This window comes from Rossellomorea aquimaris, from assembly GCF_003315075.1.
Classification (GTDB): Bacteria; Bacillota; Bacilli; order Bacillales; family Bacillaceae_B; genus Rossellomorea; species Rossellomorea aquimaris_C.
In genome coordinates this window covers 49,642-71,173 of the sequence record NZ_QNRJ01000013.1, presented here as the reverse complement: position 1 = coordinate 71,173, position 21,532 = coordinate 49,642, and the positions used below count along the sequence as shown (strand labels likewise).

The 21,532-nt window shown below is 41.0% G+C and carries 21 protein-coding genes; 19 read left to right on the top strand and 2 right to left on the bottom strand.

Features of this window, described 5'->3' with window-relative positions:
- Window positions 1–39 precede the first annotated feature (39 nt).
- From DET59_RS15350 to phoU, 5 genes are all read left to right on the top strand, one after another.
- Window positions 40–975: a PstS family phosphate ABC transporter substrate-binding protein gene (locus tag DET59_RS15350; protein ID WP_113970518.1), complete on the top strand. Its 936-nt coding sequence runs from the start codon at window positions 40–42 to the stop codon at window positions 973–975.
- A gap of 132 nt (window positions 976–1,107) precedes the next feature.
- Window positions 1,108–2,013 (top strand): phosphate ABC transporter permease subunit PstC, encoded by a 906-nt coding sequence (gene pstC / locus DET59_RS15345; RefSeq protein WP_397540955.1) that lies wholly within the window; start codon window positions 1,108–1,110, stop codon window positions 2,011–2,013.
- A gap of 2 nt (window positions 2,014–2,015) precedes the next feature.
- Window positions 2,016–2,894 (top strand): phosphate ABC transporter permease PstA, encoded by an 879-nt coding sequence (gene pstA / locus DET59_RS15340; RefSeq protein WP_113970516.1) that lies wholly within the window; start codon window positions 2,016–2,018, stop codon window positions 2,892–2,894.
- Window positions 2,895–2,938: 44 nt separating this feature from the next.
- Complete coding sequence (pstB, locus tag DET59_RS15335; RefSeq protein ID WP_113970515.1) at window positions 2,939–3,745, top strand: phosphate ABC transporter ATP-binding protein PstB; 807 nt, start codon at window positions 2,939–2,941, stop codon at window positions 3,743–3,745.
- Between the two features lie 87 nt (window positions 3,746–3,832).
- A complete protein-coding gene (phoU, locus tag DET59_RS15330; protein WP_113970514.1) occupies window positions 3,833–4,492 on the top strand; it encodes a phosphate signaling complex protein PhoU in 660 nt (219 codons plus the stop codon).
- A 51-nt stretch (window positions 4,493–4,543) separates the two neighbouring features.
- Here phoU and DET59_RS15325 read toward each other — a convergent pair whose 3' ends face one another.
- On the bottom strand, window positions 4,544–4,891 hold the full coding sequence (locus DET59_RS15325; RefSeq protein WP_258549696.1) for a helix-turn-helix domain-containing protein: 348 nt from the start codon (window positions 4,889–4,891) through the stop codon (window positions 4,544–4,546).
- Between the two features lie 352 nt (window positions 4,892–5,243).
- Between DET59_RS15325 and DET59_RS15320 the strand changes: the two genes are divergently transcribed.
- The 9 genes from DET59_RS15320 to DET59_RS15280 all read left to right on the top strand — a co-directional run bounded on the left by DET59_RS15320 (window position 5,244) and on the right by DET59_RS15280 (window position 13,430).
- Window positions 5,244–5,951 carry a DUF4912 domain-containing protein gene (locus DET59_RS15320; protein WP_113970513.1) on the top strand — a complete coding sequence of 236 codons (708 nt, stop codon included), beginning with the start codon at window positions 5,244–5,246 and terminating at the stop codon, window positions 5,949–5,951.
- Window positions 5,948–8,263, top strand: a complete 2,316-nt coding sequence (locus DET59_RS15315) for a glycosyltransferase (RefSeq protein WP_181778187.1) — start codon at window positions 5,948–5,950, stop codon at window positions 8,261–8,263. The genes DET59_RS15320 and DET59_RS15315 overlap by 4 nt, the downstream gene beginning before the upstream one ends.
- Window positions 8,260–9,267, top strand: a complete 1,008-nt coding sequence (locus tag DET59_RS15310; RefSeq protein ID WP_113970511.1) for a nucleotidyltransferase family protein — start codon at window positions 8,260–8,262, stop codon at window positions 9,265–9,267. Before DET59_RS15315 ends, DET59_RS15310 begins: the two co-directional genes overlap by 4 nt.
- Before the next feature lie 6 nt (window positions 9,268–9,273).
- A complete protein-coding gene (locus tag DET59_RS15305; RefSeq protein WP_113970510.1) occupies window positions 9,274–9,855 on the top strand; it encodes a hypothetical protein in 582 nt (193 codons plus the stop codon).
- A gap of 57 nt (window positions 9,856–9,912) precedes the next feature.
- Window positions 9,913–10,062 (top strand): 50S ribosomal protein L33, encoded by a 150-nt coding sequence (gene rpmG / locus DET59_RS15300; protein ID WP_064091498.1) that lies wholly within the window; start codon window positions 9,913–9,915, stop codon window positions 10,060–10,062.
- 116 nt (window positions 10,063–10,178) lie between these two features.
- Window positions 10,179–10,745 (top strand): 5-formyltetrahydrofolate cyclo-ligase, encoded by a 567-nt coding sequence (locus tag DET59_RS15295; protein WP_113970509.1) that lies wholly within the window; start codon window positions 10,179–10,181, stop codon window positions 10,743–10,745.
- Entirely contained in the window at window positions 10,735–11,517 is a 783-nt protein-coding gene (locus tag DET59_RS15290; protein WP_258549695.1) for a DUF92 domain-containing protein, read from the top strand. The genes DET59_RS15295 and DET59_RS15290 overlap by 11 nt, the downstream gene beginning before the upstream one ends.
- An 87-nt stretch (window positions 11,518–11,604) precedes the next feature.
- Entirely contained in the window at window positions 11,605–11,784 is a 180-nt protein-coding gene (locus DET59_RS15285) for a hypothetical protein (RefSeq protein WP_113970508.1), read from the top strand.
- A gap of 122 nt (window positions 11,785–11,906) precedes the next feature.
- Window positions 11,907–13,430, top strand: coding sequence for a rhomboid family intramembrane serine protease (locus DET59_RS15280; protein ID WP_181778186.1), 1,524 nt, complete (start codon window positions 11,907–11,909; stop codon window positions 13,428–13,430).
- Here DET59_RS15280 and DET59_RS15275 read toward each other — a convergent pair.
- Window positions 13,427–14,305: a hypothetical protein gene (locus DET59_RS15275; protein ID WP_113970506.1), complete on the bottom strand. Its 879-nt coding sequence runs from the start codon at window positions 14,303–14,305 to the stop codon at window positions 13,427–13,429. The two genes, DET59_RS15280 and DET59_RS15275, sit on opposite strands and share 4 nt — an antisense overlap.
- A 141-nt stretch (window positions 14,306–14,446) precedes the next feature.
- Here DET59_RS15275 and DET59_RS15270 point away from each other — a divergent pair, with 141 nt between their 5' ends.
- The 5 genes from DET59_RS15270 (at window position 14,447) to DET59_RS15245 (ending at window position 21,438) form a co-directional block, all read left to right on the top strand.
- A complete protein-coding gene (locus DET59_RS15270; RefSeq protein ID WP_113970505.1) occupies window positions 14,447–15,907 on the top strand; it encodes a spore germination protein in 1,461 nt (486 codons plus the stop codon).
- An 825-nt stretch (window positions 15,908–16,732) separates the two neighbouring features.
- On the top strand, window positions 16,733–16,939 hold the full coding sequence (locus DET59_RS15260; protein WP_113970503.1) for a YqgQ family protein: 207 nt from the start codon (window positions 16,733–16,735) through the stop codon (window positions 16,937–16,939).
- 5 nt (window positions 16,940–16,944) lie between these two features.
- On the top strand, window positions 16,945–17,913 hold the full coding sequence (locus DET59_RS15255; RefSeq protein WP_113970502.1) for an ROK family glucokinase: 969 nt from the start codon (window positions 16,945–16,947) through the stop codon (window positions 17,911–17,913).
- A gap of 361 nt (window positions 17,914–18,274) precedes the next feature.
- Complete coding sequence (locus tag DET59_RS15250) at window positions 18,275–20,143, top strand: LTA synthase family protein (protein WP_113970501.1); 1,869 nt, start codon at window positions 18,275–18,277, stop codon at window positions 20,141–20,143.
- 101 nt (window positions 20,144–20,244) lie between these two features.
- Window positions 20,245–21,438, top strand: coding sequence for a M14 family metallopeptidase (locus DET59_RS15245; RefSeq protein WP_113970500.1), 1,194 nt, complete (start codon window positions 20,245–20,247; stop codon window positions 21,436–21,438).
- Window positions 21,439–21,532 lie beyond the last annotated feature (94 nt).

The window sequence follows — 21,532 nt, the reverse complement described above, 5'->3', positions numbered from 1 at the left end:
TAGGACAAAACAACCAAGTTTCTTAGGGGGAATTTAGGAATGAAAAGCTTTAAGTATCTGGCAATGTCAGCAATGATCGGATCAGCTCTTGTATTAGGAGCATGTGGTGCTCAAGGTGGAGCAGAGAATGGTTCAGGAGAACAACTATCCGGCAGTGTAAAAATGGATGGTTCATCGACTGTAGCTCCAATCATGGAAGCTGTTAACGAAGAGTATGCAGCTACACAACCTGATGTAAAAGTATCGATCGGTGTATCCGGTTCTGGTGGTGGGTTTGAAAAATTCATCGCAGGTGAAACGGATCTTTCAAACGCTTCCCGTCCAATTAAAGACGAAGAAAAGCAAAAGCTGGAAGAAGCTGGTATAGATTTCACTGAATTTGAAGTTGCTAAAGATGGTCTTACAATCGTTGTTAATAAAGAGAATGACTGGGCAAAAGATATGACAGTCGAGGATCTTCAAAAGCTTTGGGTTGAAGATGGAAAGACAAAGAAATGGTCTGATATCAATCCTGAATGGCCGGATGAAGAAGTGAAATTCTATTCTCCTGGTACTGACTCAGGAACATATGATTATTTCAACGAAGCAATTTTAGAAGAAAAAGATATGGTTAAACAAAACATTCAGCTTTCTGAAGATGATAACGTTCTTGTACAAGGTGTAACGGGTGATAAAAACGCGATCGGATTCTTCGGTTATGCTTATTACCTTGCAAATAAAGAAGAACTTAAAGCGGTTAAAATCGGCGGAGTTGAGCCGAATAACGAAACAATCGAGAGCGGGGAATACACTCCACTATCACGTCCATTGTTCGTTTATGCTAAAAACGCTTCTGTTAAAGATAATGAAGCTGTATATGATTTCATGAAATTCACTCTTGATAACTCTGCTGAAATGGCAGAAGCAGTTGGATATGTAAGTCTTCCTGAAGATAAAATCAAAGAAGCTACTGAAAAATTAGAAGGTCTTAAATAAGTATTAATCGTTGTTAAAGTCAAAATGAACGGATGAGAAGCGATTACTTGCTTCTCATCTTGTCATGTGGATGAAAGGGGTTTACATTATATGGCTACAAATTCAAAAGGATCTTCATACTCTGTTTCAGAGATGATTGCACAAAAAAGTGGTAAAGGCTTAAATCGTTCTGTTGAAAAGTCTATACCATGGATCTTGTTTGCATTAGCCGGGGTTTCAGTATTAACAACCATAGGTATCGTATTTACACTTATCTTTGAAACATTTACTTTCTTTTCAAGAGTATCGGTATTTGAGTTCATAACAGGAACAGAATGGTTTCCTTTTTCCATTCAGAATCCAAGTTACGGAATCATTCCTTTAATCTCGGGAACATTGAAGATTACCGGAATAGCTGTAGTGGTAGCAGTACCGATAGGACTTGCTTCCGCCATTTATTTGAGTGAGTACGCAACGGATCGTTCAAGACGGTTCATCAAACCGATATTAGAAGTGTTAGCGGGGATTCCAACGATTGTATTTGGGTTCTTTGCTCTAACATTTGTTACTCCTTTATTGAAGTCCTTTATACCTGGATTAAGTATATTTAATGCATTAAGTCCTGGAATTGTAGTTGGGATCATGATTATTCCCATGATTGCTTCTCTATCTGAAGACGCGATGTCGTCTGTTCCGAATTCCATACGTGAAGGTGCACAGGCATTAGGGGCAACCAAATTAGAAGTGGCACTTAAGGTTGTTTTGCCCGCTGCTGTATCAGGCATCGTTGCATCGATTGTTCTTGCCATCTCCCGTGCAATTGGAGAAACCATGATTGTAACGGTTGCTGCAGGTGCTTCTCCAAACCTTTCTTGGAATGTTACTGATTCCATCCAAACGATGACATCGTATATCGTTCAGGTAAGTACTGGAGATGCAGGATATGGAACGACGATTTACTATAGTATTTATGCAGTAGGTTTCACGCTATTCTTATTCACACTAGGTATGAACCTGCTTGCTCAATACATCTCTAAGCGATTCAGAGAGGAGTATTAATCATGAAGTATATCAATCAGGAAAATGTCTTAAAAAAGATGTCATCCAGACTAATGGTAAATAGCGTCTTTAAAGGGCTTTTCTTAATGGCGACTTTATTTGGCTTAGTCGTATTATCTGTCTTATTATATCGGGTATTCACTCAAGGAATTGGATACTTGGATTTGCAATTTTTACAAAATGTAGGGTCGAGGTTCCCAGAAAAAGCGGGAATTTATGCCGCCTTTATGGGAACGATATGGCTGATGTTCGTTGTAGTCATTGTTTCGTTCATATTGGCAGTGGGAACGGCCATTTATTTAGAAGAATATGCTATACAAAACAAGATCAATAAATTTATCAAAGTAAATATTTCAAACCTTGCAGGTGTTCCTTCCGTTGTATTTGGTCTCTTAGGTTTAACGATCTTTGCCCGGGCCTTTGCTCTTGGTCAAAGTGTACTGGCGGCCGGTTTGACGATGAGTTTACTCATACTTCCTGTAATTATTGTTGCGGCACAGGAAGCGATCCGTTCGGTACCAAGAGAGCTAAGGGACGCTTCGTATGGGATGGGTGCTACAAAGTGGCAGACCATTACCAGAGTCGTATTACCAGCTGCAATACCCGGGATATTGACAGGAAGCATTTTAGCGTTTTCCCGTGCAATCGGAGAAACTGCGCCCCTCGTCGTTATCGGTGTACCAACCATATTACTATTTACACCAGGTTCCATCTTGGATACATTCACAGCACTTCCAATGCAAATTTATGATTGGACAAGACGACCGCAAGCGGATTTCCATGATGTGGCAGCTGCGGGGATCATCATCCTGCTGGGCTTACTACTAATAATGAACTCGATTGCAGTGTTAATTCGTAATAAGTTTCAGAAGAGATATTAATAAGTTATTAATTGGTTTTTTATTGGATGAAGGAGGCTTTCGAAATGCAAACGATCAAATCAAAAGAAAGTAACATGGTTAATCATATAGAAGCAAAAGAAGCAGTATATCAAACGAAACAATTGAACTTATGGTATGGTACGAATCATGCGTTAAAGAATATCGACCTGGATATCATGGAAAATGAAGTTACGGCAATCATTGGACCTTCAGGATGTGGTAAGTCAACGTATATCAAAACATTGAACCGAATGATCGAATTGATTCCAAGCGTTAAGACTTCTGGTGATATCATCTATCGCGATCGCAACATTTTTGACAGTAAATACCGCGTTGAGGAATTGCGTACAAAAGTAGGAATGGTATTCCAAAAACCAAATCCTTTTCCGAAATCGATTTACGATAACATTGCATATGGACCACGCATTCATGGAATCAAAAACAAAAAAATGCTGGATGAAATTGTTGAAAAAAGCTTACGCGGTGCAGCAATTTGGGATGAAGTGAAAGATCGTCTGAATCAAAATGCATATGGACTATCAGGTGGACAGCAGCAGCGTATCTGTATAGCAAGATGTCTTGCCATTGAACCGGATGTCATTCTAATGGATGAACCTACTTCTGCTCTTGATCCGATTTCTACATTAAAGATAGAAGAACTTGTTCAGGAGCTTAAAACAGAATACAGTATTATTATTGTTACTCATAACATGCAACAGGCTGCACGTATTTCTGATCGCACAGCCTTCTTCCTGAACGGGGAAGTAGTTGAATTTGACAAAACAGATAAAATCTTCTCTACTCCATCTGACAAGCGTACAGAAGACTATATCTCCGGTCGTTTCGGTTAATTCACATTAGAAGAAGGATAAATGCCAATAGGTGTTTAATTCCTACTATTGAGAAGATGAAGTGTTGAAATAGGAAGGGGCATAAACATGGCAGTAAGAGGACAATTTGATGCGAATTTAAAAGAGTTGCAAACCAAACTAATGGATTTGGGAAATATTGCAAGGCTTGCACTTGAGAGAAGTATTGTGGCGTTAGAAGAGAAGGATGTTGATACGGCGCTTGCCATTATCGAAGGCGACCAGAAAGCCGATGATCTGGAAGAGGAAATCAATGATTTAGCCATTCTGACTATAGCTAAGCAGCAACCAGTGGCAACTGATTTAAGAAGAATCATCGTTGCGATCAAAATTGCTTCAGACTTGGAAAGAATCGCCGATTTCGCTGTGAATGTAGCGAAATCAACGATCCGTATCGGTAATGAACCTCTGATTAAACCGATTCATCATATTAAGGAAATGCATGCCATCACATCTGAAATGATTCAGCTTACATTAGAGTCATTTGTCGAAGAAGATGTGGCGAAAGCAAAGAGAATCGCTGATATGGATGATAAGGTGGATGACTTATATGGTGAAACGATTGTAGAGCTTCTGACTCTCAATAAAGAAAAGCCTGAATTCACGGCTCAGATTACTCAGCTCTCTTTCATCTGCCGTTATCTTGAAAGAGCTGCGGATCATTCTACAAACATTGCAGAAGGTGTATTCTATCTAGTGAAAGGTCGTCGTTACGACTTGAATGAATAGACTCTACCAAAAAAAGCTGTCCTTTTTCGGGACAGCTTTTCTTATGTTTTGTTACAGTTTCGAAATGAGTTGCTGAACTTCTGTTTTAGAAAGTGCGGATTGTTTTGCAATTTGTTCGACAGGTATACCTTGTTGATATAACGCAATGACTTGATTTTTCACGACCTCATGAATGGGTTTCCTGATGGGGGCTGTTCTCTTTAATGGGGTGTCACCATTCACCATCAGCTCTTCTTCGAGTACCCGTATTCTCTTCTTCAACTGATAATGCTCCTGAAGAACATTCATTGACAATTCTTCCATGTCTTTTTCAATATCACGATACCGATCCCGTTGAAAAAACGAAATGACTAGTAATAGGATAGAGAAGCTTACTAATCCAATGAATAGTAAATCCACTATATCACCTCATGCAGTATTATTCTCCTTTAGTTATAGCATAGATAATGGCTTATCTCTATATGATGGAAGGATAAATTTGTGGAAAGAACCAATATTTTGTCGAATGTCATTGGGTAATTATGAAAGAATCTTGTCGTTCCAATCATGTAATCGCTTTAATATCATTTCAGCATAATAATTTGTAAAAAAAATGCATGATAAATCCCACTATCACCACGTTTAACAAGATACGACAAAATGCGTTTATTGTAGGTTTTTGAATAGGGTGTTACGATGAATCTATAGATAATTGTCATAATTTTTAGATTGAATTTATATAATATTTGGTTACTCTTTAGGAGGAATTGTTTTGATCACAGAAATCATTCGGTTAAAAGAACAAGGAGTGTCATTCAGGAAAATTGCCAAAGAGCTGAATACGACCGTTGGGAAAGTTCAATATCAATGGGTGAAGTATCAGAAGGCTCAGGGGAATCCTACTGTAAATGTGGGGGCCCCTGTAGAAGTGATTGAGCCGGAAGTACCGAAAAAACGAGTAGGAAGAGCTTCCTTTGGAAGAAAGATGCCTAAGCCCCGTGCGAAAAACCCGCGTGCCACTGAATTATCGATCATGTTCTCTACGTCATCCAGAATCTATTGCTATTGGAATATTACACAAGAATGGATTCGCCATGTGAAAAGCCATTTTAAAATGAATGCTGACCCTCAATCTTTTGTCCTTCGTTTATATGATATTACATCGATTTCCTTTAACGGGCATAATCATCACGCATACTCAGATTCATATGTTCCGCATACAGAGAGTGATTGGTTTGTAAATGGTCTAAAGGAAAACAGAAGCTACTGTATGGAAATTGGTATGCGCTTACCGTCCGGTGACTTTGTTGCATTCACACGCTCCAATGTACTACATACCCCAAGAACGTCCCATCATCAGGAGTATCATAGTATGAAAGAGTTATTTGAATATGAGCAAGGATTAATTAAAGAACCGAAATGGGTGGAGCATGTGAGCACCTATTCGTATTATGTAATGAATCAGGGGGAAAAGGCATGAAAGGACTTTCGGCAGTGATGATATATCCACAATTTAACGAAACGGCTTTTTCACAATGTAACGAACGAGAAGATCTACTGACATCCATCCTTCTCGAAAATAGTGCTTTGTTAGATCTTCTTCAGCGTAACGGAGCATCCGCGATACCTGTCGTGATGAACCCTACCCTCTTCTCCCTTTTTATGAGTGAAGAGTTTAAGGAGAAAGCCCACTCAATCATTCAATCCAATCTTCTGCAAGCAGAGCCGCATGAAAAGAGTAAATGGCAGCTGATCTATTCTCAGTGGTCGACCCATGACATGAATTTCGTACAAGCCTATAAGAGTCTGGTGGTAGAAGGTAAAGCTACCGTTATTCCTACGACTGTAAGCTCATTTCCACTGACACATTACAGGACTCCGAGGGCGATTGAATCACAGGTGCGTATGAGTACATTGTTGTATAAGCAGTATTTCCAAATGATTCCGAAGTTTTTCTGGTTACCGCGGGCAGCATATGTTCCTGGAATTGACTTATACCTTACTAAGCAAGGAATCGAATTCACCTTTATTTCCTCCTTCTCGTATGAACATAGTGAAAAAGAGAGGGATAGCGGTGTCATAAGAACGCCAAGGGGGTTAAAGTTAATACCGGTTTCAGAAGGAAGAATCGGAGCATTAGAAGAGAATGTCGATTCACTCGCCGTTGTTTTCATCGAGGATCATTCTAGCTACGATGAATGGATGAATGGGGAGAGCGCACACTCATTAGAGGAGAAGGTGGAATCTTCTACTGCTCTTTCCAGAGTAGGTTTTGGGTATCTTGGGATGGAGAAGCAGAGCCCGATTCTATCAGACCCGGCCATGAAGAATATCCGAATCATTCATCGTATGGAAGAGAAACTGGACGAACTGTATTCATCTGCAGAACAGACAGAGGTCGCACATCAACTAATGCGGGAATGGGTCGCGAGCATGGAAGGGACGAATATTGAGTCTGGCTTGACGACCATTCACTTTGACAGCTTACTTGATATGGTAACGGGGGGGAAGGTTGATGAACATTTATTCCTTCATCGTAAAAGGGTCGTTCCATTCCCATCTGATGAAATCCTTGAAAAGCTCTTTGCAGGCAATATAGAAGAGAAAGCAGTGAAACAGGATTCCGTTCTGGTCCTCTCGTGGGAATACCCGCCGAATATCGTGGGGGGACTCTCGAGGCATGTGTATGACCTGGCTAATAATCTTGTGAAAAAAGGGAAACAGGTGCACGTTCTTACGACTAAAACAAATGATGCCCTGTCACTTGAGAAAATGGAAGGGGTTACGATTCACCGTGTGCATCCCCTGCATCCCTATGAAGAAGACTTCTTCACATGGGTATTTGATTTGAATCAGGCGTTCATTCATTACGCTCATGATCTCTTAAAAGATGAAAGAATCACTCATATTCATGCCCATGATTGGATTGTATCCACTTCAGCAATGAAACTGAAAGAGTATTATTCGATTCCTCTCATAACGACCATTCATGCAACGGAACATGGACGGAATCAGGGGATTTACACGGATTTGCAACACAAGATTCACCGGGAGGAGCAGCTTCTCATTCGTGCATCCGACCATCTTATTGTGTGCAGTGAGCATATGAAAGAGGAGATCAAGAGCCTATTTACTATCGAAGCACCAGTCGCTGTGATACCCAATGGGGTGGAATTGGAGAAACTCGATCAATCCTCTCCTTATAGTTTTGTACAGCCATCCACTCCTTATTTCTTTTCAATCGGACGGATGGTTCATGAGAAAGGGTTCGACACGATTATCAGGGTAGCCTCACAGTTAAAGAGAGAAGGATTCAACATCTCGTTTATCATAGCCGGAAAAGGGCCAATGTTAGAGCATTATCGTCAAATGGTAGCCCATGAAGACCTGGGTGATTGTGTGTCCTTCATCGGATACATTTCTGATAGGGAGCGGAATGATTATTTGAAAAATTGTTTAGCGGTTATTTTCCCCAGCCTTTATGAGCCATTCGGTATTGTTGCCCTGGAGGCGATGGCTTTCCGTAAAGGGGTGGTCGCATCCAATACGGGAGGACTTAAATCAATCGTGAAACATGAACAAACCGGCTTATTATTTGAGCCCAATCATGAACAAAGCCTTTATGGACAATTGGTCTCATTAATTGAAAACCCTTCAAAATCGGAGCAATTAGGGAATCTCGGTTTCAAAATGGCTCAATCCATGTTCAGTTGGGACCGGATCGCTGAACAAACCATCCACGTATACGATGATGTGCTTCTTCAATCAAAAGTAGAAGGCATAAAAAGATGAAGGCCGTGATATTGGCAGGTGGAGAAGGCAAGCGGTTAAGACCCTATACAATGTCGATTGCAAAGCCGATGGTTCCGATTCTGAATAAGCCAATTCTGGAATACAGCATCAACCTCCTCAGGTCATATGGAATTAAAGATATTCTCATCACCACCTGTTACAAAGGCGAAACGATAAAAGACTACTTTGGGGATGGGAAACGGTTCAATGTAAACATTACCTATCTGGAGGAAAAATCCCCCCTTGGAACAGCAGGAGGAGTCTTCCTCGCCAGGCACAGACTTCGTGAACCGTTCCTGGTGTTAAGTGGAGATGCATTCACGAATATTCCAATAGATAAAGTCATTGAATTCCATTATGAGAAAAGAGCGGTAATGACCGTGGTCTCAAAAGAAGTAGAGAATCCAAAAGAATATGGGATTTGTCATACAGACGAAAATCGTAAATTGGTTAATTTTGTCGAAAAGCCGGAAGAGTGGGTAGGAAATGAGGTGAACACCGGGGTATATATGTTAGATCCAAGACTGCTTGATCGCTATGCTCACTTAGGAGTGAGGGATTTCGGGCAGGATTTCATTCCTCAACTGCTTACGAACAATGAGGAAGTCTATGTCTTCAAAACAAGTGCCTATTGGAGAGATATCGGAAACCCGGAAGAATATAAATGTGCACGTGATGATCTCATGAGGGGGCAATATTCTCCCCCCTCCTTTATAAAAGGCTCCCACCACTCTAAAGACTTTATAGAGCCTTTTATCACCAGACTTCAAGTAGCGTGTCCAAATGGTAAAAAACCCATCGTCCTTGCTAAATTACTGGAAACCGTTCCGTCTTCCTCCAGTCAGAAAGAAATCGTTTTTGATCATAGAGATGGTGGCCGAACGAAAATCATCAGTGATTCAAAAAGAGGATTCATCATTTATTCCAAAGCTGACAGACGGAATCTGGCAAGGGAGCTTGCCAGATATTATGGAATGAAAATAAAAATCTGGCAAAAGGTGTAGAGGCTAATGAAGGAGAATCCGAATGAAAAGTTCCATATCCAAGGAATAGCCTGGAACAGGAATAATGAATATGTACCCCTTTACTCAGAGAAACTAACCTCCCTTACCGGCATAAATGTGAAAATTCACGAACATATTGAAGGGTGGGGAGAATCCTTTGCCTTCGAAATGGAAAATACCACAAAGGAAAGCAGGCATTTTAAGGTTTTTTTTCTCATTGAATGGCTCGCTTGTAAAGAAGATGGAGTTGGGGTCTTATCATTATCTAAGGATACGTTCTGGAATTACAGTGGTAAACGTGTTGCCATCACGAATATTGTTTCCTGCGCGGGCTCTGTTAAGAAATCCATCTATCCCCTTAATTTGAAAGGTTTACACCTATGGAAAAAATCCCTGAGTAACGGAAGCCTTTACTACTATCCGATCACCAATGGCCTTAATATGATGGTCTATATGTTAGACTTCTCATTCAAGCCTTTTGAAGTGAAACAAGGCAAAGTGTATGCGATTGAAGGTGCTTTTGAAGAAGAGGTTTCAAATTTAAGCGATAGAATAAAAAACGGACTAGCATTTCCGAAAGAAAAATGATATTATATAAAAGTCGTATGAATAGTAGAAGATGTATATGTTTGGAGGGAAACAATAATGCGTGTAAACATTACTTTAGCTTGCACAGAAACTGGTGAGCGTAACTATATTACAACTAAGAACAAGCGTAACAACCCAGACCGTCTTGAGCTAAAAAAATATTGCCCGAAATTAAAGCGTGTGACTCTTCACCGCGAAACGAAATAAGCAGCCGGATTTTATCCGCTGCTTTTTTTTTATGCTCATAACTGTCTCAACATCGCATTTACATAGAGAATCCATTAAAATAATATGTGTAAAGTAAGCATGGAGGGATATCTAATATGGAAAAGAAAGAACTGCGGAATCTTCAGCTTCAAACATTGAAATCGATCGATCATATAGCGTATCAACAAAAGTGTTTCGTAATTGAACAATTACTCTTTCAGTCTCCTGAGTGGAAAAACAGTACCACTATCGCGGTGACCATTTCAAAGCCTCCGGAAATCAATACGTGGAACATCATCAAACGGGGATGGGAGGAAGGGAAATCGGTAGTAGTCCCGAAATGTTTTCCGAAACATCGTGAATTGGTCTTTTATGAGCTTCATGATTTCCATCAGCTCGAACCATCCTATTTTGATTTGTATGAACCAGACCCCGACAAGTCAACCGTTGTACATAATGACGCTATTGAATTGATGATCGTGCCTGGTTTGGCTTATACAGAAAAGGGATACCGGCTGGGGTTTGGTGGGGGATATTATGACAGGTTACTCTCTAGCTATCCCGGACGGACAATGTCCCTTGCCTTTGTAGAGCAAATGGTCGAGACATTGCCAATCGAATCTTTCGACATACCCGTTGAATCGATTTTGACGGAAAAGGGACGGATCGATTGTGGTTCTTGAGTATTTCTTTCTTCTCCTTTTTATTTTCTCCATCGCCATAGCTGGGTGGAAAACCAGTAATTTAAGTCTCTCAGGCGCTGTCATGGCCATCATGATCGGCCTCGCTATTGGCTATTCATATGGGTTTGAGGGGCTGTTTATATTAGGCGTGTTCTTCTTGTCATCAAGCATATGGTCACGCCTTTTTAAGAAAAGCAAGATAGGGATCGAGGAGCGCTTAGCGAAAACGTCCATCAGGGACTGGCAGCAAGTGTTGGCGAACGGAGGTCCTGCAGCCCTCTTTGCCATATTATTCAGTGTGACGGGAAACGAAGTCTGGACCCTGGCCTTCATTGCGTCGATCGCGGGGGCAAACGCTGATACATGGGCATCAGAAATAGGTCCTCTCAGTCATAAAATGCCGTTTTCCATAAGAACATTCAGGAGAGTTCCCAAAGGCACGTCGGGTGCGGTTTCCATCACCGGTACGGTAGCGGCTTTATTTGGATCTGCCCTTATCTCAATGGCCTCATTGATCTTGTTGAATGTCTGGGATGTCTCTCTCTTCTTACTCCTTCTCCTTTCCGGGTTTTTAGGAAACATCGTGGATACAGTACTTGGTGCGTTCATTCAGTTGGAGTACCGTTGTCCGGTCTGCAATCTTCGAACAGAGGCATCCGTTCATTGCGGGCATCACACAGAAAGAACGAAAGGGCTTCCGCTCATGAATAATGAGACAGTGAATGCTATGTCGAGTCTTTTTGCAGGATTATTTATGCTCATATTCTATTGACGGTACCGAAAGAAAGTATGGTTTCCTTGTAATTTAGTGGAATAAGCTTCTCTATAATGATCCAAACTACTATCAGGAGGGATCATTATGAACGGATGGACAAAATGGTTAGTGCTGGGCGGTTTGGTTCTTTTTCTGATTCCGAATCGATATCGACTGTTAAATGTATTTCTAGGGAACTTTCTCATTAGAAAATTTGCTGTGAAAGCAGCCATGGGGATACCCGGTATTCGCTCTAAATTCATTCAAGGTGCATTCAGAGGATAACAGTGAAATAGACTGTAAGGGGGAAAATCCCTCATACAGTCTTTTTTGTTTTACAGGTTAAGAAAAGGTTCGGTATAGTAGGGGTAGAATAGGATTTCTTAAAAAAGAAAGTAGTGGATGATGTGGATTTACGTTATCATTATTTGTTTTGGAAGATAGCTTATCATCTCGTTGAAGATAAACACTATCGAATTCTTAATCTCTCCCCCAATCAGGATGAAATATGGCTGGAGAATACCGGTAAGAAAGAAGCGAACGTCATTCGACTGGTCCGGAAAGATCTGGATTGGGGAAACTGGGTCAAGCGGGATATGGAATTGACCTCCGTGAATGGGGAGAAAATCAGAAAATCCCTTGGGAAAAGGCAGCTTCAAATGAAGAATATCTATGTCTCCACTTATCCACCTGTAGATGCAGATCCCGATTTATTCCAGGAACCCCTGAATAACCAAAAGACATCCGTTCAGCCACTTCTTCTTCATGGTGATCAGAGTGTCGAAACGCTTAGGAATGACCCTTTATTCAATGACGGGGAATGGGACCTCCCCCCGGAGATATTGGATGCCAATGTAGAGTGGATAAAAAGCATGACCATGACTTCTTCTTCCAAACAGATACAAAAGGAAAGGCAGCTGTTTGAAAAAGGAAAGCCGTTCTTTACCTATTTCTTCATTGCAATCCAATTGATCATGTTCTTCATTCTTGAACTAAATGGTGGAAGCAAGGATCCACAAACACTGATTGAGTTCGGTGCCAAGTACAATCCCCTCATGATTGAAGGAGAGTGGTGGCGCCTTGTCACCCCGATCTTTCTGCATATAGGAATACTGCATTTACTTATGAATACGCTGGCCCTGTTTTATCTGGGAATGGCAGTGGAGAAAATGTTCGGACGACTCAGATTCATCTTCATTTACATGATATCGGGAATCACGGGCTCTCTAGCCAGCTTTCTTTTCACATCCAATCTTTCCGCAGGGGCCAGTGGGGCAATCTTCGGCTGTTTCGGTGCACTGCTGTATTTCGGTGTATTATATCCGAAGATTTTCTTTAGAACGATCGGTACCAATATTATTGCGGTGATCCTGTTGAACTTAGTCCTGGGGTTTACACTCCCGGGAATTGATAATGCAGGTCATATCGGTGGGTTGGTGGGAGGTTTTCTCGCAGCAGGAATGGTCAGCTTGCCGAATGCTCTCCGCCCACTGCGTCAATTGCTATTTCTGACGGGAAGCATCCTACTTGTTGGGGTTCTTGTATCGAGGGGGATAGGTGGAGATCCAACCTCTTGGGACGTTAACACTGTGAATGGGGTGGCTCAAGAAAAGATTTCCAATCAACAGTGGGAGGAAGCGGAAACTATTCTTATCCCGGTGGTTGAAGAAGGCTCACCGAATGCACAGACATATTTCTACTTATCATATGCTGAAATCAAGATGAACAAATTAGCACAAGCGAAAGATCATTTGAGAGCTGCAATCCAGGAAAATGGTGAGTTTCATGAAGCTCACTACAATCTTGCGTTAATTCTGATCGACTCAGGTGACAGAAAGGAAGCTCTTGTTCATGCAAAAAAAGCCTATGAATTAAATAGGCAGGATGAAAAGTATGAAAAACTTTATAAAGAGTTACAGGAGAACATTTAAATGGAAATCTGTTGTTTAAGTAAAGAAGCTTCTCCATTTTTATCAATCAGTAACACGAGAACTTCCTTTCGATCTTTTTTCACTAATATAAGTGGGATGGAACTGTCTATCGACTCAATGACAGAGCCATCCTCTTTTTTAATTCCTAAATAATAGTTTTTATAAAGTCCTTCCCATAGGTTTCCTATAACACGTTCCCATTCTTGCTCGGTAAATCCTTCCAAAGGTTGATCTTCTAATTTAGGGAGTTGAGTTAATGGAAAGGATGTATAGTCTTCCGTAGGGATTTTCATGGCTGCGATTGCGTTTTCCCATTGATAGTCCAGCTGTTGGGAAGTCACTTTGTCCAGTATGTTTTTCCATTCTTTTTCTGCATCTGTACCGGGTTGTCGGAAGGCATTTAATGGGCTGAAATTCGAATCAATCACATACAGTGTATCTTCTGACATTTTTTGTGCACTCGTAAAATCTGTTTCCGTTTCATGAATTTCAGAATAGTGGAAAGACACAGCTTGAAGCAGACTACTTTCTTTTCCCTTTATGGTTGATTCCTCAACAATTTGATCGGTGTCCTGTTCCCATTCATTCATGAGCCCTTTTAGTCTTCCGTTCATAAATAAAAAGCCCACATCCTGACGTAAATAGGCAGGTGTATCAAGCTTTGAAGATACCTTCCAGTTCACCTCATAATGATCATTTTTCTTCTCGGGTTGAAGCATCAGAATGGTAGTGGCAGATTCATAGGAAACATGTTCATTTATCGGGAAAAAAATAATGCTTTCCTCCGTTTGGGGCTTGTAAACATATTGAATCCCAAGAGCAACAATGCACATGATGACAAGAAAGGGCATGGCTTCTTTTAGTCTTTGCTTCATTTCGTTCACTCCATTAGTATGTCCATTTAGTAAATAGTATGAAGCGCATGATATCAATATGATAGGATGTATGTTTTCTAGTTGCTTTGTCTAGGATGGTAAAGATGGAAATTCATGTAAAGGTATTGGGAGTGAAGGCTAATGACAAATCAAAAGAAAAAGCCTGTCTCTACTCAGATTGAAGAAAACACCAATTATCTAAGGGATACCTTAGCAGTAGACAAAAGCTTTGATGTCATTCAATTGGATTTGGAGTATGCTGAGAGAAAAATGGCGATGTTTTTAGTGGATGGCTTTGTTAAAGATGATATTATGCATTATCTGATGAAGCTTTTGTCAGGACTTAGTCCTGAACAATTAGAAGAAGACACGTTAGAAAAATTATTGAAGACGTACATTCCTTACATAGAGATCGAGCAAGTAGATGATCTGAACCAAGTGATCGATTTAGTATTGGCAGGTCCCACAGCCCTTGTGGTGGATGGTATTGACAAGGTCATTATGATTGATGCAAGAACGTATCCAGTCAGAGGACCGCAGGAACCAGATATCGAACGGGTGGTGAGGGGTTCCAGGGACGGGTATGTCGAGACGATTGTGTTCAATACAGCTCTAACAAGAAGGAGAGTTCGCGATCCTTCGCTTCGAATGGAATATATGCAAATTGGGAGAAGATCCAAAACCGATATAGTCGTCAGCTATATTGAAGACATTGCCGATCCAAATTTAGTCCATAAAATCAAAGATGCCCTATCGAAGATCGACACAGATGGTCTTCCCATGGGAGAGAAGACGCTGGAAGAGTTTATTGCCGGGCGCCACTGGAATCCATATCCCATGGTCCGTTATACGGAAAGGCCGGATACAGCAGCTGCGCACTTATATGAAGGACACGTCATTATTATGGTGGACGGTTCACCGAGTGTCTTGATTACACCGACAACTTTTTGGCATCACCTCCAGCATGCAGAAGAATATAGAAATAAGCCTTCAGTTGGAGCTTACTTACGCTTTGTCAGGTTTATCGCTGTGTGGTGTTCGATTTTCTTACTGCCGTTTTATTATTTATTTGCCATTCATCCTGAACTATTGCCGGAAGCAATGAGTTATGTGGGGCCAAATGATGTAGGGGAAGTACCGTTGTTCCTCCAATTTTTAATCATTGAAATCGGAATCGATATTCTGAGGATGGCAGCCATTCATACCCCTTCTTCGTTAGCCACGGCCCTTGGTCTCGTTGCTGCGTTAATGATTGGACAGGTGGCGGTGGAAGTGGGGCTCTTAATAAATGAAGTCATCCTTTACCTGGCCATTGCAGCAATCGGGACCTTTGCAACGCCAAGCTATGAGATGAGCTTAGCCAACCGGTTAGTCAGGATCTTCTTATTGATCTGTACTGCATTATTCGGGGTGTACGGATTTGTGGTGGGTATCCTGCTATGGATTATCATGCTTTCAAGAATGAATTCCTTTGATATTCCGTATATGTGGCCATTTATTCCGTTTAACTTGAGAGCATTCCGGGACGTATTCCTGCGTTCGCCTATGCCCTTAAAAAACAGACGACCACGGTTCTTACACCCGAAAGATCCCGATCGTTAATATAAGTTGAAGAGATTTCCTTATTGAATATTCCATTAAGGAAGTCTTTTTTTGTTTGTTATTTAGATAGGCTCTGTTCATAATTTTTTCTTGTATCAGTGATTTGCGAACAAAATATTGACCGTTTCTTTCCGCTCCAGGCACTTGCTTTCCGCGGGGAGGAAGTCGAGCCTCCTCGGGCTTCGCCCTGTGGGGTCTCGACTTTTCCTCTATTTCCCGCAGGAGTCAAGTGCCTTCCGCTACAATCCACTCTGTGCTACTACATTCTAACTGTCTATAAATATTGAGAAGCAATCACAAAAATAGCTCATATTGTAAAAAGTTTGTTCATAAAAAGAAACTTCCTACAATACAAAAACACTACAAGGTGGGTTTTAACACCAAATGAAAACGAAGATATATATAATTTGGTGGAACATTGGAAGGCTATTTTCTCGATTGCTAATCATGCCCCAGGGTTTGGAAAGTCGTAACCAAATTCTTAGAAAGGCTGTTTTCATTATAATTGTTTCTCTCACTATTAAACTCTGTCATGAAAAACCTATTAAAGATGGTGAGGGGAACTGCGTAGACTCCTGCGGAAGTACGGGCGTGCCGAGACCCCGGAAGCGAAGCTGAGGAGGCTCGGCCGAACGTCCGCGGAAAGCGGAGCAGTTCCCCTCACCATCCAGCACACTCTGGTTGACAAAGTCATAGCTCATCTTTGTAATATAACAACAACCTTCTTGAAAAGAACCTAGAAAGGATATTTGATAGCTGCGTATTGAGAAGATGGGGATTTTCACTTATACTTTAATGTGAATGATAGAAAGCAGGGTGTATGATATGAAAACGATTTATGATATCCAACAGTTATTAAAAAGTTATGGAACCATTATCTATGTTGGGCATCGTCTTTCTGACCTGCAACTAATGGAAGGCGAACTAATAGAACTTTATCAATCCCAGCTGATCGAAACGCGGGATTTTCAAACAGCTTTGTTTTTGTTGCGACATGAAATAGAAATTGAAAAAGAAAAACAGGACAGGTGATAAAGATGACAGAAAAATGGTTGGTTGGTGTAGATTTAGGAGGAACGACGACAAAAATCGCGTTCTTGAATAAGTACGGTGAGCTCTTACATAAATGGGAAATCCCTACTGATAAATCAGAGAACGGCAAAAATATTATTGTAGATATTGCTAAAGCGATTGATAAGAAGCTTGAAGACTTAGATCAATCAAAAGATAAACTGGTCGGAATCGGAATGGGTGCGCCGGGACCTGTCGATATGGCGAAAGGGATTATTTACGAAGCCGTTAATTTAGGCTGGGACAAAAATACGCCATTAAAAGATTTACTTGAAATGGAATCAGGTTTATCAGCCGTTATTGATAATGATGCAAACTGTGCAGCACTGGGTGAAATGTGGAAAGGTGCAGGAGACGGAGCGAAGGATATCGTCTGTGTGACCCTTGGAACAGGTGTTGGTGGGGGAGTCATAACCAATGGAGATATCGTGCACGGGGTGAAAGGTGCAGGTGGTGAAATCGGGCATATTACCGTTGTTCCTGAAGGTGGGTTCCAGTGTAACTGTGGAAAGACCGGTTGTTTGGAAACGGTTGCTTCTGCTACTGGAGTCGTTCGTCTCGCAAATGAAAAACTGGATGCGACAACGAAAACGTCTGTCCTCTTAGGGATAAGAGAATCCCATGGAACAGTCAGTGCAAAGGATATTTTTGATGCAGCCAGAGAACAGGATGAACTTGCCCTTGAAGTCATTGATCAATTAGCCTTCTATTTAGGGTTGTCCCTCGCGAATTTAGGGAATGCCCTGAATCCTGAAAAGATCGTCATTGGTGGGGGAGTTTCCAAAGCGGGTGAAATCTTATTGACCCCGGTCGTGAAATATTTCAAGCAATTTTCATTCCCTACCGTCCGTACTTCAACTAATTTGAGCATCGCTACACTAGGAAATGACGCCGGTGTGATCGGTGCAGCCTGGTTGGTAAAGAATAAGATCTGATGAAATAAAGTTGCATAATCAGTGGAGAAAGAACTTTCCTGTGAAGGAGGGTTCTTTTTTTTTCTGTGATTCTACTAAAGTCACGACTAGTCTTTATGACTCAGGGACGAAGGAACCGTTTTTAAAAAATATAGTTATTTTGAAACTTTCAACGGTTTCAATCGTCTAATAGTATGGGTAAGAGAATAAGACTTAAATAATAATTATACATGATTGATGTGAAGTGAAGTTTGACGTTTTGTAAAAAAAGTATTAAGATAGGTCAAGGTTGCACGTCCGAGATTACCTGATTTTTCCATTACAAATATTACATGAATTTGTTACATACGAAGGAACCGTTTGTAGCAAGGAGGTTGATTAAATGAATTTGAAAAAGACACCAAAGGCTTCTCTTATTATCATCGCTGCATTGCTCCTTTGGGTTAAAACGTACATTGTCTATAAAACTAGTTTTGATATAAAGATAGAAAATACACTCCAAGAACTTATACTCTTCATCAACCCACTAAGTTTCTTACTTTTTATCTTCGGAGTAGGATTACTTCTTAAGAAGGATAAGTCTCGCACCCGCTATATTATCGCTGCAAGCTTCGTTCTTTCATTTATCCTATATGGAAACGTTGTTTTCTATCGATTCTTTGATGACTTTTTGACACTCCCCGTCCTGTTTCAAACAAGCAATTTCTCTGATTTAGGTACGAGTGCCAGCGCCATTATGAGCTGGAAGGATTTATTCTATTTTACAGATGTCATTGTGTTAATTCTGATCATCAAGTTAAAGCCAACTTGGTTCTCTCTGCAAAACTACAGCAGAGCCAATCGACGTGCGTATTTCCTGGTCGCCACGGCCCTCGTTTTCTTTAACCTTGGCTTGGCAGAATCGGAACGACCTCAGCTGCTGACAAGAACGTTCGATCGTGAAATGTTAGTGAAGAATATTGGAACGTATAATTACCATGTGTATGATATTTTCTTACAATCAAAGTCTTCCGCTCAACGAGCCATGGCTGACGGCAGTGAATTAGCGGATATTGATAACTATGTTCGCGCAAGTTACATCGAACCTGATAAAGAAATGTTTGGTGTGGCAAAGGACAAGAACTTGATCATCTTATCACTTGAATCACTACAGAACTTTGTCATTAATAGCGAAATGAATGGTCAGGAAATTACACCTTTCCTGAATGACTTTATTGGAGAAAGCTATTACTTCGATAATTTCTACCATCAGACTCAACAAGGGAAAACGTCTGATTCCGAGTTTTTACTCGATAATTCCCTTTACCCATTGAACAGGGGGGCGGTATTCTTCACTCATTCAGGTAATGAGTTTGAATCCATGACGGAAAAGCTTGGAGAAAATGGATACTATACAACCACTATGCATGCAAATAATAAAAGCTTCTGGAATCGTGACATTATGTATGATTCCTTAGGATATGAGCGTTTCTATTCTATACCCGACTATGAGGTAACGGAAGAAAATTCTGTTAACTGGGGTATGAAGGATATTCCGTTCTTTGAGCAATCTGTTGAGCATATGAAAGAGATGCCTCAACCTTTCAGTACGAAGATGATCACACTGACGAACCATTATCCATTTACACTGGATGAAGAGGATAAGCTTATCGATCCTTACACATCCAATGACGGTACGGTCAATCGTTATTTCCAAACGGTCCGTTACATGGATGAAGCTGTAAAGAACTTCATTACAGACTTAAAGGAATCGGGTTTATATGAAAACTCTGTTATCGTGATGTACGGAGATCACTACGGCATTTCCGAAAATCATAATAAGGCCATGAGCCAATATCTTGGTAAAGAAGTCACACCAGTTGTAAGTACACAGCTTCAAGAGGTTCCTTTAATCATTCATGTTCCTGGACAGGATGGAAAAACCATTTCTAAAGTTTCCGGGCAAATTGATTTAAAACCAACGATTCTGCATCTTTTAGGAATCGACACGAAGGAGGATATCCAGTTCGGTTCTGATATGTTCTCCAGTCAGAAAGAAGATCTGGCCATTCTGCGTGACGGTCGATTCATCACGAAGGATTATGTTTTTGCAGGTGAAAAGTGCTGGAATAAAGAATCCGAAGAAACAACGGATATGAAATACTGTGAGCCATACAAAGAGCGTGTAAATGAGGAGCTGGAATACTCCGATAAGATCATTAATGGAGACCTTCTCCGCTTTTATGGTGAAAACGAAGACCAAGATGAATAAGTAAGACAGAGCTTGCGAAGAGATTCGCAAGCTTTTTTTGTCATGAATTATAGAACCGTTCATACATGTAAGTAAGGACGTATGTATAGGGAGGTTCCTTCATGAAAGTGAATGTTCGTAATGGCGATTCTCTTTGGTACTATAGCCAGCTGTTTTATATTCCGATCCAATTAATCATTGATTCGAACCCTTCCGTTGATCCGAATGGATTGAAGATTGGGACAGAGATAGAACTCCCTGGATTCAGAAAAGAAAGCCATACCATAAATAAAGGCGATTCCTTTTGGACGCTTGCCGAGCAGCGGAATATAGGAGTGGACGCTTTACTCCTCCTGAACGAAGGAGTTAATCCTAACCGTTTACAAATAGGGTCAATCATCTTTCTACCAGCAAGAGTGGTATATCCGATAGTCAATGGGAAACAAGCCTATAGCTCAGGAACATTCGAAGAAGATGTGAAAAAATTAAAAGAGGTCTATCCGTTCATCAAATTAAACTCGGTCGGTGAAAGTGTCCTTGGTAAAGATCTCATTGAAATGAGAGTTGGAACAGGAAAGAAAAAGATTCAAATAAATGCATCTTTTCATGCAAATGAATGGATAACCACTTCCATCCTAATGACGTTCATAAATGACTATTTATTATCGTTAACGAATGGAAATCTCATGAGAGGAATTCAAACCCTTCCTATATATGGGTTGGTGACGATATCGTTTGTACCTATGGTTAATCCGGATGGGGTAGACCTCGTCTTGAATGGCCCGCCGAAAAGCAAGCGAAAAGAATTAATCGAAATCAATCGGGGAAGTTCCGACTTTACTGGCTGGAAAGCAAATATAAGAGGAGTAGACCTGAATAACCAATTCCCTGCCAAATGGGAGGAAGAGAAAGAAAGAAAAGAAGAAAAAGCACCAGCTCCGAGAGATTTCCCAGGATATAAGCCTCTTTCAGAACCTGAAGCAGTGGCTATGGCAAAACTGGCCCGACAGGAAAAGTTCGACCGGCTGCTTGCCCTCCACACTCAAGGGAAGGAATTCTACTGGGGCTACGAGGGCTTGGAGCCGCCGGAAGCTTCTAGGCTTTCAGAAGATTTTAACAGAGTAAGCGGGTATGAATCTGTCAGGTATATAGATAGCTACGCGGGTTACAAGGATTGGTTCATTAAAGATTTCAAGAAAGCGGGATTTACCATCGAGTTAGGAAAAGGAATAAATCCTCTGCCCCTCTCACAATTCAACGAAATCTACCAAGACATGCTCGGAATCTTCCTTGTATCAATCTATCGATGGTACTAACAAAAGCGGAGGCGGCTCGCTCAGCCCCGAAAAGCATAAGATGAATTGGCTGGGAAGGCGTTCTTTGCCTTCTTGGCCAATTTAGCTTATGACC

Excerpts from the sequence above, each read along its gene's own strand:
- DET59_RS15350 (WP_113970518.1), top strand. The coding sequence starts at position 40 with ATGAAAAGCTTTAAGTATCTGGCAATGTCAGCAATGATCGGATCAGCT.
- pstC (WP_397540955.1), top strand. The coding sequence starts at position 1,108 with ATGATTGCACAAAAAAGTGGTAAAGGCTTAAATCGTTCTGTTGAAAAG.
- pstA (WP_113970516.1), top strand. The coding sequence starts at position 2,016 with ATGAAGTATATCAATCAGGAAAATGTCTTAAAAAAGATGTCATCCAGA.
- pstB (WP_113970515.1), top strand. The coding sequence starts at position 2,939 with ATGCAAACGATCAAATCAAAAGAAAGTAACATGGTTAATCATATAGAA.
- phoU (WP_113970514.1), top strand. The coding sequence starts at position 3,833 with ATGGCAGTAAGAGGACAATTTGATGCGAATTTAAAAGAGTTGCAAACC.
- DET59_RS15315 (WP_181778187.1), top strand. The coding sequence starts at position 5,948 with ATGAAAGGACTTTCGGCAGTGATGATATATCCACAATTTAACGAAACG.
- DET59_RS15310 (WP_113970511.1), top strand. The coding sequence starts at position 8,260 with ATGAAGGCCGTGATATTGGCAGGTGGAGAAGGCAAGCGGTTAAGACCC.
- DET59_RS15305 (WP_113970510.1), top strand. The coding sequence starts at position 9,274 with ATGAAGGAGAATCCGAATGAAAAGTTCCATATCCAAGGAATAGCCTGG.
- rpmG (WP_064091498.1), top strand. The coding sequence starts at position 9,913 with ATGCGTGTAAACATTACTTTAGCTTGCACAGAAACTGGTGAGCGTAAC.
- DET59_RS15295 (WP_113970509.1), top strand. The coding sequence starts at position 10,179 with ATGGAAAAGAAAGAACTGCGGAATCTTCAGCTTCAAACATTGAAATCG.
- DET59_RS15285 (WP_113970508.1), top strand. The coding sequence starts at position 11,605 with ATGAACGGATGGACAAAATGGTTAGTGCTGGGCGGTTTGGTTCTTTTT.
- DET59_RS15275 (WP_113970506.1), bottom strand. The coding sequence starts at position 14,305 with ATGAAGCAAAGACTAAAAGAAGCCATGCCCTTTCTTGTCATCATGTGC.
- DET59_RS15270 (WP_113970505.1), top strand. The coding sequence starts at position 14,447 with ATGACAAATCAAAAGAAAAAGCCTGTCTCTACTCAGATTGAAGAAAAC.
- DET59_RS15260 (WP_113970503.1), top strand. The coding sequence starts at position 16,733 with ATGAAAACGATTTATGATATCCAACAGTTATTAAAAAGTTATGGAACC.
- DET59_RS15255 (WP_113970502.1), top strand. The coding sequence starts at position 16,945 with ATGACAGAAAAATGGTTGGTTGGTGTAGATTTAGGAGGAACGACGACA.
- DET59_RS15250 (WP_113970501.1), top strand. The coding sequence starts at position 18,275 with ATGAATTTGAAAAAGACACCAAAGGCTTCTCTTATTATCATCGCTGCA.
- DET59_RS15245 (WP_113970500.1), top strand. The coding sequence starts at position 20,245 with ATGAAAGTGAATGTTCGTAATGGCGATTCTCTTTGGTACTATAGCCAG.